The 14,377-nt window shown below is 52.6% G+C and carries 16 protein-coding genes; 13 read left to right on the forward strand and 3 right to left on the reverse strand.

What is annotated here, in order from left to right:
• Positions 1–104: 104 nt before the first annotated feature.
• A complete protein-coding gene (trmN, locus tag QNH99_RS06235) occupies positions 105–857 on the forward strand; it encodes a tRNA(1)(Val) (adenine(37)-N(6))-methyltransferase TrmN (RefSeq protein ID WP_410517447.1) in 753 nt (250 codons plus the stop codon).
• Here trmN and nadB read toward each other — a convergent pair.
• Positions 839–2,500 carry an L-aspartate oxidase gene (gene nadB, locus QNH99_RS06240; RefSeq protein ID WP_096012796.1) on the reverse strand — a complete coding sequence of 554 codons (1,662 nt, stop codon included), beginning with the start codon at positions 2,498–2,500 and terminating at the stop codon, positions 839–841. The two genes, trmN and nadB, sit on opposite strands and share 19 nt — an antisense overlap.
• 371 nt (positions 2,501–2,871) lie before the next feature.
• Between nadB and rpoE the strand changes: the two genes are divergently transcribed.
• The 11 genes from rpoE to acpS all read left to right on the forward strand — a co-directional run bounded on the left by rpoE (position 2,872) and on the right by acpS (position 12,232).
• Positions 2,872–3,450, forward strand: a complete 579-nt coding sequence (rpoE, locus tag QNH99_RS06245) for an RNA polymerase sigma factor RpoE (RefSeq protein ID WP_006120509.1) — start codon at positions 2,872–2,874, stop codon at positions 3,448–3,450.
• 26 nt (positions 3,451–3,476) lie between these two features.
• Complete coding sequence (gene rseA, locus QNH99_RS06250) at positions 3,477–4,130, forward strand: anti-sigma-E factor RseA (protein ID WP_109717518.1); 654 nt, start codon at positions 3,477–3,479, stop codon at positions 4,128–4,130.
• Positions 4,130–5,086, forward strand: coding sequence for a sigma-E factor regulatory protein RseB (rseB, locus tag QNH99_RS06255; protein WP_109717519.1), 957 nt, complete (start codon positions 4,130–4,132; stop codon positions 5,084–5,086). Before rseA ends, rseB begins: the two co-directional genes overlap by 1 nt.
• Entirely contained in the window at positions 5,083–5,547 is a 465-nt protein-coding gene (gene rseC, locus QNH99_RS06260) for a SoxR-reducing system protein RseC (RefSeq protein WP_096012799.1), read from the forward strand. The genes rseB and rseC overlap by 4 nt, the downstream gene beginning before the upstream one ends.
• Before the next feature lie 219 nt (positions 5,548–5,766).
• Positions 5,767–7,566: a translation elongation factor 4 gene (lepA, locus tag QNH99_RS06265; protein WP_063880599.1), complete on the forward strand. Its 1,800-nt coding sequence runs from the start codon at positions 5,767–5,769 to the stop codon at positions 7,564–7,566.
• 9 nt (positions 7,567–7,575) lie between these two features.
• Positions 7,576–8,550: a signal peptidase I gene (gene lepB / locus QNH99_RS06270; RefSeq protein WP_096012800.1), complete on the forward strand. Its 975-nt coding sequence runs from the start codon at positions 7,576–7,578 to the stop codon at positions 8,548–8,550.
• A 129-nt stretch (positions 8,551–8,679) separates the two neighbouring features.
• Entirely contained in the window at positions 8,680–9,360 is a 681-nt protein-coding gene (gene rnc, locus QNH99_RS06275; RefSeq protein ID WP_014594336.1) for a ribonuclease III, read from the forward strand.
• A gap of 45 nt (positions 9,361–9,405) precedes the next feature.
• Positions 9,406–10,311 (forward strand): GTPase Era, encoded by a 906-nt coding sequence (era, locus tag QNH99_RS06280; RefSeq protein WP_241567950.1) that lies wholly within the window; start codon positions 9,406–9,408, stop codon positions 10,309–10,311.
• A 4-nt stretch (positions 10,312–10,315) separates the two neighbouring features.
• Positions 10,316–11,053 carry a DNA repair protein RecO gene (gene recO, locus QNH99_RS06285; RefSeq protein WP_410517448.1) on the forward strand — a complete coding sequence of 246 codons (738 nt, stop codon included), beginning with the start codon at positions 10,316–10,318 and terminating at the stop codon, positions 11,051–11,053.
• 67 nt (positions 11,054–11,120) lie between these two features.
• Positions 11,121–11,852, forward strand: a complete 732-nt coding sequence (pdxJ, locus tag QNH99_RS06290) for a pyridoxine 5'-phosphate synthase (protein ID WP_096012801.1) — start codon at positions 11,121–11,123, stop codon at positions 11,850–11,852.
• Positions 11,852–12,232, forward strand: a complete 381-nt coding sequence (acpS, locus tag QNH99_RS06295; protein ID WP_063880594.1) for a holo-ACP synthase — start codon at positions 11,852–11,854, stop codon at positions 12,230–12,232. Before pdxJ ends, acpS begins: the two co-directional genes overlap by 1 nt.
• On the opposite strand, the gene QNH99_RS06300 is transcribed toward acpS, so the two are convergent.
• Positions 12,229–12,477, reverse strand: a complete 249-nt coding sequence (locus QNH99_RS06300) for a YfhL family 4Fe-4S dicluster ferredoxin (protein WP_063880593.1) — start codon at positions 12,475–12,477, stop codon at positions 12,229–12,231. The genes acpS and QNH99_RS06300 overlap by 4 nt on opposite strands.
• Positions 12,478–12,966: 489 nt before the next feature.
• Between QNH99_RS06300 and QNH99_RS06305 the strand changes: the two genes are divergently transcribed.
• A complete protein-coding gene (locus QNH99_RS06305; protein WP_145394923.1) occupies positions 12,967–13,344 on the forward strand; it encodes a hypothetical protein in 378 nt (125 codons plus the stop codon).
• 112 nt (positions 13,345–13,456) lie between these two features.
• On the opposite strand, the gene QNH99_RS06310 is transcribed toward QNH99_RS06305, so the two are convergent.
• A complete protein-coding gene (locus QNH99_RS06310) occupies positions 13,457–14,296 on the reverse strand; it encodes a MurR/RpiR family transcriptional regulator (protein WP_063880591.1) in 840 nt (279 codons plus the stop codon).
• Positions 14,297–14,377: the final 81 nt, after the last annotated feature.

Genomic DNA, 14,377 nt, shown 5'->3' on the forward strand with positions numbered 1-14,377 from the left:
GTATTGACTGCGCCAGATTACGTCAACGACGTGAATTCCCCAACCCACCACGTTACACTGAGCCCTTGCCGTACGGCAGGTAAAAAGGTGAATGGTCGCTGAGTATGATGCAGGACAAGCCGCAGACGCGGCCACAATTAAAAAAGAATGGTTTTACCTTCAAGCAGTTTTTTGTTGCCCACGACCGCTGTGCGATGAAGGTCGGTACAGATGGTATTTTGCTGGGCGCATGGGCACCGGTGGCCGGGGTTAAGCGGATTCTTGATATCGGTGCTGGTTCGGGGCTGATTGCCCTGATGCTGGCCCAGCGTACTCCGTCAGCGGTTGACATTGATGCGGTAGAGTTAGATCCCGATGCCGCACAGCAGGCGCGCGAAAATATCCAGCGCTCTCCCTGGGCAACGCGGATTCATGTCCATCAGCAGGACATCGCCCAGTGGGCTGAAAACTGCGAAGCGCGCTACTCGCTTATCGTCAGTAATCCTCCTTATTTTGAGCCCGGTGTGGCCTGCGCGACGTCCGCAAGAGCCAGCGCGCGCGCCACCGGCTCGTTAGATCACCAAACATTATTACGTTGTGCGGCCTCGCTGATTGAAGAAGAGGGGTTTTTCTGCGTGATCTTACCCGAAGCGACAGGGCAGCAGGTTATCGCCCAGGCGCAGGCTGACGGCTGGCATTTACGCTTTCGCTTTGACGTTGCGGAATACGCGCATCGCCCACCTCATCGGGTGCTGCTGGGGTTTTCCCCCAGCGCGGGCGAAACCCTGTTTGAACGGCTGGCTATTCGCGACGCGGACAGACAATACTCTGAAGCCTGGCAAAGCCTGACGCGCGACTTCTATTTATTTATGTCATGACCGGGTTGCAGCACGGTAGGTTGTGCCTCGGGTAACAAATCAGGATAGTCGCGGATAAAATGCAACCCGCGACTCTCTTTCCTCTGCAGCGCACAGCGCACCATCAGTTCAGCCACCTGCACCAGGTTTCGCAGCTCCAGCAGGTTATTAGACAGGCGGAAGTGACGGTAATACTCGTCAATTTCCTGTTGCAACAGCGTGATGCGGCGCAATGCCCGCTCCAGCCGCTTGGTGGTGCGCACAATCCCCACGTAGTCCCACATAAACAGCCGCAGTTCATGCCAGTTATGCTGAATCACCACCCGTTCATCGGCATCGTCCACCTGGCTGTCGTCCCAGGCCGGTAAGCTGTCTACAGCGTCAACCTCGGGTAAAATACGCAGCAGATCTTCCGCCGCCGACCAGCCATAAACAAGGCATTCGAGCAGTGAATTTGACGCCATGCGATTGGCACCGTGTAGGCCGGTATAGCTGACTTCGCCAATCGCGTACAAGCCGTTGATATCGGTGCGGCCTTGCTCGTTCACCATCACGCCGCCGCAGGTGTAATGGGCAGCGGGCACCACCGGGATCTTATCCTTCGTCAGGTCAAAGCCAAAGGTGAGCAGTTTTTCGTAAATCATGGGGAAGTGCGAACGCACAAACGCTTCAGGCTGATGACTGATGTCCAGATACATACAGTCCACGCCCAGGCGTTTCATTTCATGATCGATGGCGCGGGCGACAATATCGCGCGGTGCCAGCTCAGCACGTGCATCAAAGTCGGGCATAAAACGCGAACCATCAGGCCGCACCAGCCAGGCACCTTCGCCGCGCAGCGCTTCGGTGAGCAGAAAGTTTTGTGCCTGGGGATGAAACAGGCAAGTGGGGTGAAACTGATTAAACTCCAGGTTAGCCACACGGCAACCTGCCCGCCATGCCATCGCAATGCCATCGCCCGATGCGACATCGGGATTCGTGGTGTACTGATACACTTTGGCGGCACCGCCTGTGGCCAGTACGACGGCACGTGCGCGGCAGGTTTCAACCCGTTCGCGATTGCGGTTCCAGATCCAGGCACCGGTAACACGACGCGGGCCCGGCAGGCCGAGCTTATCTGAAAGAATAAGATCCACCGCGTTGGTGCGTTCAAGAATGCGGATATTCGGATGATGTAACGCCTGACCTACCAGCGTGGTTTCTACCTCGCGGCCCGTCGCGTCCGCGCTGTGCAGAATACGGCGATGACTGTGGCCGCCTTCTCGCGTCAGGTGATAGCGCATCTCTCCCGCAGCCTGTGGATCGGTATCAAAGGCCACCCCGTTATCAATCAACCACTGTACGCAGTGACGCGCATTGCTGGCGACGAACGAGACGGCAGCGCGATCGCATAAACCCGCCCCTGCGACCAGCGTGTCTTCAACATGCGAATCAATGCTGTCGGTTTCGTCAAAGACCGCCGCAATGCCGCCTTGCGCATACAGCGTCGAGCCTTCATTCACCTGCGCTTTGCTTAATACGGTGACCTGATAATGCTCTGCCAGACGCAATGCCAGCGACAATCCTGCCGCACCGCTGCCCACAATGAGTACATCGCACTGATAATCTGAGGGAGAGAAAGTTGTCATGGTGTTTAATTTACTAAACAAGAATGGACCGAGCATAAGCGTTTGGTCGTTTTTTGTGAAGTATTTTGAACACAAACGGCGCAGGATTCGCGCCTTTAAATTAATTTATCAGATATATCAAAAGGTTAATGTATAACGGCTTTAAGCAGGGTTTTTGATACCAAACTTAATCGATTACAAGGATTTAAAGATGAAAAAGCTGTTGTCATAGGTTACTCTGCCTGCGATTTGCGCGCTTTACACTGAACGAAAACCAACAAACTGTGTAATTCTGCCGTAAAGTGGCTAAAAAGAGGCTGAGAGTGAACTTTTCGCCACGCAAAGACTCAAAGCGCATGCTTGCTCAATAGCGGTGTGCTGGCAGTTCCTTAACGCATAAGAAAGTATTTGGGGAGACATTACCTCGGATGAGCGAGCAGTTAGCGGACCAGGTTCTTGTTGAACGGGTTCAGAAGGGGGATCAGAAGGCTTTCAACTTACTGGTAATTCGTTACCAGCATAAAGTGGCGAGCCTGGTCTCACGATATGTCCCTTCAGGCGATGTGCCTGATGTCGTTCAGGAATCATTCATTAAGGCTTATCGCGCACTGGATTCGTTCCGTGGCGATAGCGCGTTTTACACATGGCTGTATCGGATAGCAGTGAATACAGCAAAAAATTATTTGGTCGCTCAGGGACGGCGTCCGCCTTCCAGTGACGTTGATGCAATTGATGCTGAAAACTTCGAAAGTGCGGGCGCATTGAAAGAAATTTCGAACCCTGAGAACTTAATGTTGTCAGATGAACTGAAACAAATCGTCTTTCGTACCATCGAGGCGCTTCCTGAGGACTTGCGAATGGCAATTACCCTCAGGGAACTTGACGGTCTGAGCTATGAAGAGATCGCCGTCATTATGGATTGCCCGGTGGGCACGGTGAGGTCGCGTATCTTCCGTGCACGTGAGGCCATTGATAATAAAGTTCAACCGCTTATCCAACGTCAGTGATAACGGCTACTGGAAGGGTATTAGGCATGCAGAAAGAAAAACTTTCCGCTTTAATGGATGGTGAGGCTTTAGATAACGAGCTGTTTTCAGCGCTGTCTAAAGATGCAGATCTACAAAAAAGCTGGGAACGCTACCATCTCATCCGCGATACCATGCGCGGTGATGTTGGTGAGCACCTGCATTTTGATATTGCTGCACGCGTCGCTGCTGCTATTGAAAAAGAGCCACAGCGCAACGTTACAACCTTGATCCCCGAAGCACAGCCCGAACCTTCTCGCTGGGAAAAAATGCCGTTCTGGCATAAAGTTCGCCCGTGGGCGGCACAGATTACCCAGGTTGGCGTCGCCGCCTGTGTTTCCCTGGCTGTTATCGTTGGCGTCCAGCATTACAACCAACCGGCCGGCGGCGGCGTCGAAAGTTCCGACTCGCCGGTGTTTAATACCTTACCTGTGATGGGTAAAGCCTCACCTGTGAGCCTGGGCGTGCCGTCTGATGCCTTTGGCGGCGGTAATGTCACGCAACAGGTGCAGGACCAGCGTCGCCGCGTCAATGCCATGCTGCAGGACTATGAACTCCAGCGTCGCCTCCATGCGGACCAGCTGCAGTTTGAAACCAATGCGCCTAAACAAGCGCAGGCCAATGTCCCTGGTAATCAGTCATTAGGAATGCAGCAGCAGTAATGAAGCCGCTATGGTATGCCGTCAGCCTTCTGGCAGGCAGCCTGTTGTGGTCATCTGCCGCCCCAGCGCAGGTTTCTGCGTCTGGGGCGTTATTGCAGCAGATGGAGCAGGCAAGCCAGACCCTCAACTACGAATTCGCCTATATCAATGTGTCCCGCCTTGGCATGGAATCGCTGCGCTATCGTCATGCGGTTATTGACGATCGCGTGTATGCGCAGGTGCTGCAGATGGACGGCCCGCGTCGTGAAGTGATTCAGCGCGGCAACGATATCAGCTATTTTGAACCCGGGATTGAACCTTTCTCTCTGCCGGGCAATCACATTGTGGATGCACTCCCGTCCATTATTTATGCCGATTTCGCCAAGCTGGATGTCGCCTATGACTTTATTACCGTAGGCCGCTCGCGCATTGCCGACCAGATGTGTGACGTGGTGCGCATCGTTTCACGCGATGGCACGCGCTATAGCTATGTCGTATGGCTGGACGTGGATACCAAGCTTCCTCTTCGCGTCGATTTGCTGGACCGCGATGGCGAAACGATGGAGCAATTCCGTGTTATCAGCTTTGCGGTCGATGATGGCGTACGTAATCTGATGCAGGGGCTGGAGAAAGCTAATCTGCCGCCGTCGTTGTCATTAACTAAAGCCGATAACGTCTCGTTAGACTGGCAGCCCGACTGGCTTCCCGCTGGAATGACGCTGGTGTCTCAAAGCCGTCGAATGATTCCCACATTAAATAAATCGCTAGAGTCACGGCTTTACAGCGATGGGTTGTTTAGCTTTGCCGTCAACGTGACGCCAGCAGATAAAAACAGCACCGCACAGACATTGCGCACGGGACGTCGTACGGTGCAGACCGTAATACGCGATAATAACGAGATTACGGTCGTCGGCGAGCTACCGCCCGTGACGGCAAAACGTATCGCAGACAGCGTCGAGCTCGGGGCAAAAAAATGATGAGAGAATGGGCCACCGTTGTGGCATGGCAGGATGGCATCGCCACGCTGCACACAGAAGCAAAAACGTCCTGCAACAGCTGCCAGGCTCGTAAAGGCTGTGGCAGCCATATGCTGAATAAGCTGGGTCCTAAGAATGCGCACGTGATGCAGATAGCCAGCAGCAAGCCACTGCAGCCAGGTCAGCGCGTTGAACTGGGAATCAAAGAGAGCAGCCTGCTGGGTTCTGCGCTGCTGGTTTATATGACGCCACTGTTCGGCCTGTTCCTGTTTGCCGGCCTGTTTCAGGCGCTGTTTGGCAGCGACCTTGCGGCAGCCAGCGGTGCGCTGTTAGGCGGTGTGGGCGGGTTTATCGTTGCTAAAGGCATTTCCATGAAATTTGGCGATCGTGAAGCCTTCCAGCCTGTTATTTTGAACATCGCTTTGCCGCCTGATGCGCTGCGCGTTGAAAGCGAAGCCTGATCCTCACTCAAGCCGCACTTGCTGCGGCTTTTGCCATTATGACTCCTCGCAAAAAACTGTTTCGTTTCCACAACGTTCCATTCTTTTATGCGCGGCCTTAACAGTGTAATATGCGTCGTCATTAATGAGGCTGACAGGATTGTGGGTTAAGAGCGATCTTCCTGAATGTGTCTGTGCTCAGGTTCCTAACTGATTCTCTACGTGAAGATATTCCTATAAATGAAGCACATAAGAAATTTCTCCATCATCGCCCACATTGACCATGGTAAATCCACGCTCTCTGACCGCTTGATTCAGATTTGTGGCGGATTAACTGCTCGCGAGATGGCCGCACAGGTTCTTGACTCTATGGACCTGGAGCGTGAACGTGGCATTACGATTAAAGCGCAGAGCGTAACGCTCGATTACAAAGCGAAAGACGGCGAAACTTACCAGCTCAATTTCATCGACACACCGGGACACGTTGACTTCTCATATGAAGTTTCCCGCTCACTGGCAGCCTGTGAAGGCGCATTGCTGGTGGTTGATGCCGGACAGGGCGTAGAAGCACAAACCCTGGCCAACTGCTATACCGCACTTGAGATGGATCTGGAAGTCGTGCCGGTGCTGAATAAAATCGATTTGCCCGCTGCCGATCCCGATCGTGTTGCTCAGGAAATCGAAGACATCGTCGGAATTGATGCGACCGACGCTGTGCGTTGCTCGGCCAAAACTGGCGTGGGCGTTCCTGAAGTCCTGGAGCGTTTAGTCCGCGACATTCCGCCGCCAGAAGGTGATCCAGAAGCCCCGCTGCAGGCGCTGATTATCGACTCCTGGTTTGATAACTATCTTGGCGTCGTATCATTGGTGCGCGTAAAAAACGGCACCATGCGTAAAGGCGATAAAATTAAGGTACTGAGCACCGGTCAGGTCTACAATGCTGACCGACTGGGCATCTTCACGCCGAAGCGGGTTGATCGCAATGAACTCAACTGCGGCGAAGTTGGCTGGCTGGTCTGCGCCATCAAAGATATTCTTGGCGCGCCAGTGGGCGATACCCTGACAACCGCACGTAATCCGGCTGATAAAGCCTTACCGGGCTTTAAAAAAGTGAAGCCGCAGGTTTATGCCGGTCTGTTCCCTATCAGCTCTGATGATTATGAAGCCTTCCGTGATGCGCTGGGCAAGCTGAGTCTGAATGATGCCTCACTGTTCTACGAACCCGAAAGTTCAACGGCACTGGGCTTTGGTTTCCGCTGCGGCTTCCTGGGTCTGCTGCATATGGAGATCATTCAGGAGCGTCTGGAACGTGAATACGATCTCGATCTGATCACAACCGCACCGACAGTTGTATACGAAGTGCAAACCACGAGCGGCGAAGTGGTCTATGTCGATAGCCCGTCAAAGCTTCCACCGCTCAATAATATCGAAGAGTTACGTGAACCCATTGCCGAGTGTCATATGTTGCTGCCTCAGGAGTACCTGGGCAACGTCATCACACTGTGCATCGAGAAACGTGGCTTCCAGACCAACATGGTTTACCACGGCAATCAGGTGGCGCTGACCTATGAAATTCCGATGGCCGAAGTGGTGCTCGACTTCTTTGACCGTCTGAAATCAACGTCACGTGGCTATGCCTCACTGGACTATAATTTTAAACGTTTTCAGACCTCTGACATGGTGCGCGTCGACGTTCTGATTAACTCAGAACGTGTTGATGCGCTGGCGCTGATTACCCACCGTGAAAACGCACCTTATCGTGGACGTGATCTGGTTGAGAAAATGAAAGAACTCATCCCACGTCAGCAGTTTGATATTGCGATTCAGGCGGCTATCGGCAACCACATTATCGCTCGCTCGACCGTTAAACAGCTGCGTAAGAACGTTCTCGCCAAATGTTATGGCGGTGACGTCAGTCGTAAGAAAAAGCTGTTGCAGAAGCAGAAAGATGGTAAGAAGCGAATGAAGCAGGTCGGTAACGTTGAGCTGCCGCAGGAAGCATTCCTCGCCATTCTGCATGTCGGAAAAGACAGCAAATAAGGATCTCAAATGGCTAATATGTTCGCCCTGATACTGGCGATAGCGACATTGATTACCGGTATTCTTTGGGTGATTGATCGTATTAAGTGGGCACCACAGCGGCGTGCGGTGCAGGCGGCGGCGCAGGCGCAGGCCGGGGATTCACTCGACAGCAAAGCGCTGGCGAAGATGGCACCTAAGCCGGGCTGGATTGAAACCGCAGCATCAGTATTTCCGGTGCTGGCCGTGGTGTTCTTTGTGCGTTCTTTTGTTTATGAGCCATTCCAGATCCCGTCCGGTTCCATGATGCCAACCATGCTGATTGGTGACTTTATACTGGTCGAGAAGTTTGCCTACGGGATTAAAGACCCGATTACGCAAACGACGCTGATCCCGACCGGGCATCCAAAACGCGGTGATATCGCGGTATTTAAATACCCGAAAGATCCCAGCCTGGATTACATCAAACGCGTGATCGGTTTGCCTGGCGATCGGGTCACGTACGATCCATACAGTAAAACGCTGACCATTAACCCGGCCTGCGATAACGGCAAACCTTGTAGCAAAGCGCTGCCTGTGACATACAGCAATATCGAACCCAGCAAATTTGTTCAGACGTTCAGCGGGTTTGACGGCAATGAAGCGGGTAATGGTTTCTATCAGTTACCGCTGAATGACAGCATGCAGGGCGGATTACGTCTGGCAACGCGCAAAGAAACGCTGGGCGATGTGACGCATGACATTCTGTTAGTAACCGAAGCACAAAGCCAGGCGAGCATGTATTATCAGCAGCCGGGTCAGCCGCAGGCTAGCTGGGTTGTGCCGCAGGGACAATATTTCATGATGGGCGATAACCGTGATAACAGCGCCGATAGCCGCTACTGGGGCTTTGTGCCCGAGCGCAATCTGGTGGGTAAAGCGGTCGCCATCTGGATGAGTTTCGAAAAACAAGAAGGTCAGTGGCCAACCGGCGTACGACTCAGTCGTATTGGTGGTATCCACTAACCGTAGCCTGACCGTCAGGCAAATAGGGTGGCCTCCATTTGGGGGCCACTGCACACCAAACAGAATGTGTTGGTTTTCCAGCCCTGTTTGGTATGCAGAGTGACAGACGCAAAACAGAACTGGAATCGCATGAACCCCATCTTGATTAACAAGCTTCAGCGTAAACTGGGCTACACTTTTACACATTCTGAACTTTTACAGCAGGCCCTGACGCATCGAAGCGCCAGCAGTAAACACAATGAACGTCTCGAATTTTTAGGCGATTCCATCCTCAGCTATGTGATCGCTAACGCGCTTTATCACCGTTTTCCACGCGTGGATGAAGGGGATATGAGCCGTATGCGTGCCACGCTGGTGCGGGGTAACACTCTGGCAGAGATGGCGCGTGAGTTCGATTTGGGTGAATGCCTGCGTTTAGGCCCTGGCGAATTAAAAAGCGGGGGCTTCCGCCGTGAATCCATTCTGGCGGACACCGTAGAGGCGCTGATTGGTGGCGTGTTCCTCGACAGTGATATTCAGACGGTGGAGAAACTGATCCTCGACTGGTATCAGACGCGCCTGGACGAAATCAGTCCGGGTGACAAACAAAAAGATCCCAAAACGCGCCTGCAGGAGTATCTGCAAGGGCGGCATCTGCCACTGCCAAGTTATTTAGTGGTGCAGGTACGTGGCGAAGCCCACGATCAGGAATTCACCATTCACTGTCAGGTGAGTGGCATGGCAGAGCCGGTGGTGGGCGTAGGTTCCAGCCGCCGTAAAGCTGAACAAGCAGCAGCCGAACAGGCGCTGATTAAACTTGGTCTGGAATAGTTTTATCCCGGCGCCGCAACCGGCGCTGAAAACCTCAGGATTCGAATGAGCGAAAACGTTACATACAGCGGCTTTGTCGCGATAGTTGGCCGACCAAACGTCGGCAAATCCACCTTACTGAACCAGTTGCTGGGGCAGAAGGTCTCGATTACATCGCGTAAGCCGCAAACCACTCGTCACCGCATTATGGGCATCCATACTGAAGGCGCCTATCAGGCGATCTATGTGGATACGCCAGGGTTGCACATGGAAGAGAAGCGGGCGATTAACCGCCTGATGAACCGTGCGGCCAGCAGTTCTATCGGTGACGTTGAACTCATCATCTTTGTGGTGGACGGCACGCGCTGGACGCCCGATGACGAAATGGTATTAAACAAGCTGCGCGATGGCAAAGTGCCTGTCGTGCTGGCAATTAATAAAATCGACAATATTCAGGATAAAAGCATTCTGCTGCCGCATTTGCAGTTCCTTAGCCAGCAGATGAACTTTATCGATATTGTGCCGATCTCCGCAGAAAACGGTAAAAATGTCGACACCATTGCGGCTATTGCCCGTAAGCATCTGCCGGCGTCTGACCATCATTTCCCGGAAGATTACATCACCGATCGCTCTCAGCGCTTTATGGCCTCAGAAATCATCCGTGAAAAGCTGATGCGTTTTCTGGGCGCGGAACTGCCTTACTCGGTCACGGTTGAAATCGAACAGTTCGTGTCGAATGCGCGCGGCGGTTACGACATCAACGGTTTGATCCTGGTGGAGCGTGAAGGGCAGAAGAAAATGGTGATTGGTAACAAAGGTGCCAAAATCAAAACCATTGGTATTGAAGCGCGTAAAGACATGGAAGAGATGTTCGACGCGAAAGTGCATCTTGAACTGTGGGTTAAAGTTAAATCCGGCTGGGCGGACGACGAACGTGCGTTGCGCAGCCTGGGTTACACAGACGATCTCTGATTAAATGGAAGGCTGGCAACGCGCCTTTGTGCTGCATAGTCGCCCTTTCAGCGAGACCAGCCTGCTGCTTGACCTGTTTAGTGAAAGTGAAGGCCGCGTTCGTGTTCTGGCAAAAGGGGCACGTTCACGGCGTTCGCAGTTAAAAGGCACGTTACAGCCTTTTACGCCTTTACTGGTGCGCTGGAGCGGGCGCGGGGACGTAAAAACCCTGCGCAACGCTGAAGCGGTCTCCCTTGCCTTACCTCTCAGCGGTATCACGCTTTATTGCGGCCTGTACGTCAACGAGCTGTTGTCTCGGGTACTGGAACAGCACATTCCCTTCTCTGATCTGTTTTTTGACTACCTGCAATGCATCCAGATGCTGGCGGGGGCCGAAGGTTCACCCGAACCGGCGCTGCGTCGCTTTGAGCTGGCGCTGCTGGGACACCTTGGCTACGGCGTGGACTTCCTGCACTGCGCGGGCAGCGGCGAACCGGTCAGCGAAACCATGACCTACAGCTATCGTGAAGAGAAGGGCTTTATTGCCAGCCTGGTGCTGAACCAGCGTAGTTTCACCGGTCGCGAGCTGCAGGCGCTGTTTACCCGAGAATTCCCCGACGCAGAAACCCTGCGTGCAGCCAAGCGTTTCACCCGCATGGCGCTTAAACCCTATCTGGGCGGTAAACCGCTAAAAAGCCAGGAGCTTTTTCGCCAGTTCACACCGAAAAAAAAGCCGACTATTTCTGACGAGACAGAGCTCTGACCCGTAGCCTGGCCTTATCTCTGCGCGGTACACTCAGCACAATGACCATAATGAACCGAGGATTGTCATGGCTGAGTTACTGTTAGGCGTGAATATTGACCACATCGCTACCGTCCGCAACGCACGTGGAACCCATTATCCCGATCCGGTACAGGCAGCGTTTATCGCTGAACAGGCGGGAGCGGACGGCATCACTGTGCACCTGCGCGAAGATCGTCGCCACATAACCGACAGAGATGTCCGCATCCTGCGCGATACCATTGAAACGCGTATGAATCTCGAAATGGCAGTGACCGAGGAGATGCTGGCTATCGCCTGTGAAATCAAACCGCATTTTTGCTGCCTGGTGCCGGAAAAGCGTCAGGAAGTCACCACAGAAGGCGGGCTGGACGTGGCAGGACAACAGGAAAAACTCAACGCGGCGGTGAAACAACTCAGCGAAGCGGGCATTTTGGTGTCCCTGTTTATCGATGCCGATCATCGTCAAATCGAGGCGGCGGTGACCAGCGGTGCGCCCTATATTGAAATTCATACCGGTGCCTACGCAGAAGCGCCCGAAGGCCCGGCTCGCGAGGCTGAACTGGCACGTATCCGTCAGGCCGCGACCTTTGCGGCCAGCCGTGGCTTGAAAGTCAACGCCGGACATGGCCTGACCTATCACAATGTGCTGCCGATTGCCGCACTGCCGGAAATGCATGAGCTGAACATCGGTCATGCGATTATTGGACGCGCCGTCATGAGCGGCCTGCCTGAGGCGGTGAAAGAGATGAAACAGCTGCTGCGGGAAGCGCGTCGTTAATGGCTATCTTAGGACTGGGTAGCGATATCGTCGAAATAGCGCGTATTGCCGACGTGATTTCACGCTCAGGTGACCGTCTGGCACGCCGTGTGCTCAGTGATGCCGAATGGCAGCAGTACCAGCAGCACCTTCAGCCGGTGCGCTTTCTGGCTAAGCGTTTTGCGGTCAAAGAGGCGGCAGCAAAAGCGTTCGGCACCGGCATTCGTGGCGGGCTGGCTTTCAACCAGTTTGAAGTTTATAACGATGCGCTGGGTAAACCGCTGCTGCGCTTCTTCGATCATGCTGCTGAGATGGCGCAACGGCTGGGCGTGCAACATGTGCATGTCACCCTGGCGGACGAGCGTCACTATGCCTGCGCCACGGTGATTATCGAAAGCTAACCATCTAGCTGTACAAACTTATCCCACAGCGCATCGCGTGATTCGATGTGCTGTGGATCAATGATGATCGTGTTATCGATAGGGCAAACGCTCTGGCAGGTTGGCACATCGTAATGACCAACACATTCGGTACAGCGACTCACATCAATCTCATATATCGACTCACCCATTGAGATCGCCTGGTTCGGGCATTCAGGTTCACACATATCGCAGTTAATACAGCGTTCGGTAATCAGTAAAGCCATTGTGGTTTCTTAATTGATAAATTATGTTGGTCTTTTATGCCATTATCGGCAGTAAAATACGCCAAAATGTCTCAGCGCAACTTTCGCTATTAGCGCTACAGGAATAAGTCCGAAATCAATGGCCATGAGCCTTTGTTTGCCGCCCTAAGCCCGCCAGACAGTATCATATTCTGTTTAACGCAAAAATGATGCTGATAGGTAAAATCCTGAAAGACCAAAATAAAATCAATAACACATTGATTTATATGGTTCTTATCGCGTTCGGTATGCTCAGAGCTAAAGAAATTAACTTTCTTTAGTTGAAGTTTTAGACGTCAGGATAAGCAAAGGCTTTAGAACCGCTGGAAGTTATCTCCGCAGGTTTTGTAAGGTTTACACAAAAAATGCGCTCAGTAGAAATATCTTGTCATAAAATGAGTGAGAACAGATGCGTGATTAGGATTTTTCCGATAAAATCCACTCATCAAAAATATCGATGGATTGTGTCAGGTGAAAAAAAGAATTCTTTTAATAGCAGGCGTGGCTGTTCTGGCTGCAACAACAGCTTATGCAAGCCTCTCAGCAGGCGGATCTCGGCCAGATTTCGTTGCGTCGGCGGAAAATAAAACGAATAACTTCCTGCAGTACACCTATGGAAAGGGTAAATGTAAAGCAACGCAAGGAACAACGATAAGCTGGGATATGGAATGCAAGTATGAAGGTGGAAAGAAAGTCGTAAAATTTGCCCTTTATTCTGCGGATCACGCTCAGCAACCTACGGCTGAAACCTTCTATCTGGTAGCAAAAAACAAGGCAGCAGTCGAATCAGCGACTACAGGGATGGGCCAGTATTTACCAATCTCTACGCAAGATCTGAGTCGTAGCTAGTCTTTTAAGGTTTGGTTAGTATTCACAGCATTGCAAGAAGCCAGCGTTATCGCTGGCTTCTTGCATTATATGCTTAGCATATTATCTACGCTTAGTGAGCCTGGCTTTCTGCCTAAATCAGCTTCTTAACCAGCGCCTCACTGTGACGAATATGGCTGGATGCGCGCTCAGGATCGTTCTGCACCAGCGCCATAAAAAGCAGGTCGGTTAACGCCAACTGAGCGGTGGTGGACGAGATGGCGGCGCTGCGTGTGCTCTGCTCTTCTGCCACGGTGTACAGGCAATGCGTAGCGCACTGCTGAAGTGTATTCGGCGTAAAGCCGGTAAATGCCAGCACATCCGCGCCCACACGAACGGCTTCCTGCGCGGCAAGATTAATCTCGCGCCGTTCGCCGGTATAGGAAATCGCCAGCAGCACATCGCCGGCTGACATCGCCTGCACGCTGGCCAGCAGCGCGTGCATATCCTGTTCCGCCACCGCATTGATACCGATTTTCATCAGCTTCCATGAAAAATCCTTTGCCACCAGGCCTGACGCACCAATCCCGACCAGCAAAATACGGCGCGCGCGTTTAAGCAACTGCAGGACGGCATTTAATTTCTCTTCACTGTTGATATCCAGCGTCGCACGAATCGCCGAGAGTTTTTCCGTCAGCAATTTTTCGCCAACCGCTTTAAGCGGATCGTCACTCAGTATCTGATTGTGCACAGTAATGGCATCTTTATCCGCCAGTGACTCACTCAGTGCCAGTTTGAGCGCAGGAAAACCTTTGTATCCCAGCTTTTGCGCAAACTTAACCACGCTCGACTGACTGACCCCTGACTCTTCCGCCAGCTTTTGCGAACTTAAATGCCGTGCCCGATCCGGTTGTGACAGTAAAAAATCCGCCAGCCGCCGCTCGTTCAGCGCCAGAGAGGGATAAAGCTGGCGAATGCGCAGCAATGAACTCATGCTCAATCCTTGTGATTTAGCGGATGTTCCGCATGGAATAAATGATTCAATGGGCATTGTAGTCACTGGAATAAAAAATGA

Source organism: Pantoea allii, assembly GCF_046529425.1.
GTDB lineage: Bacteria > Pseudomonadota > Gammaproteobacteria > Enterobacterales > Enterobacteriaceae > Pantoea > Pantoea allii.

Coding starts and splice junctions, on each gene's coding strand:
- trmN (WP_410517447.1), top strand. CDS start 105: ATGATGCAGGACAAGCCGCAGACGCGGCCACAATTAAAAAAGAATGGT.
- nadB (WP_096012796.1), bottom strand. CDS start 2,500: ATGCTCGGTCCATTCTTGTTTAGTAAATTAAACACCATGACAACTTTC.
- rpoE (WP_006120509.1), top strand. CDS start 2,872: ATGAGCGAGCAGTTAGCGGACCAGGTTCTTGTTGAACGGGTTCAGAAG.
- rseA (WP_109717518.1), top strand. CDS start 3,477: ATGCAGAAAGAAAAACTTTCCGCTTTAATGGATGGTGAGGCTTTAGAT.
- rseB (WP_109717519.1), top strand. CDS start 4,130: ATGAAGCCGCTATGGTATGCCGTCAGCCTTCTGGCAGGCAGCCTGTTG.
- rseC (WP_096012799.1), top strand. CDS start 5,083: ATGATGAGAGAATGGGCCACCGTTGTGGCATGGCAGGATGGCATCGCC.
- lepA (WP_063880599.1), top strand. CDS start 5,767: ATGAAGCACATAAGAAATTTCTCCATCATCGCCCACATTGACCATGGT.
- lepB (WP_096012800.1), top strand. CDS start 7,576: ATGGCTAATATGTTCGCCCTGATACTGGCGATAGCGACATTGATTACC.
- rnc (WP_014594336.1), top strand. CDS start 8,680: ATGAACCCCATCTTGATTAACAAGCTTCAGCGTAAACTGGGCTACACT.
- era (WP_241567950.1), top strand. CDS start 9,406: ATGAGCGAAAACGTTACATACAGCGGCTTTGTCGCGATAGTTGGCCGA.
- recO (WP_410517448.1), top strand. CDS start 10,316: ATGGAAGGCTGGCAACGCGCCTTTGTGCTGCATAGTCGCCCTTTCAGC.
- pdxJ (WP_096012801.1), top strand. CDS start 11,121: ATGGCTGAGTTACTGTTAGGCGTGAATATTGACCACATCGCTACCGTC.
- acpS (WP_063880594.1), top strand. CDS start 11,852: ATGGCTATCTTAGGACTGGGTAGCGATATCGTCGAAATAGCGCGTATT.
- QNH99_RS06300 (WP_063880593.1), bottom strand. CDS start 12,477: ATGGCTTTACTGATTACCGAACGCTGTATTAACTGCGATATGTGTGAA.
- QNH99_RS06310 (WP_063880591.1), bottom strand. CDS start 14,296: ATGAGTTCATTGCTGCGCATTCGCCAGCTTTATCCCTCTCTGGCGCTG.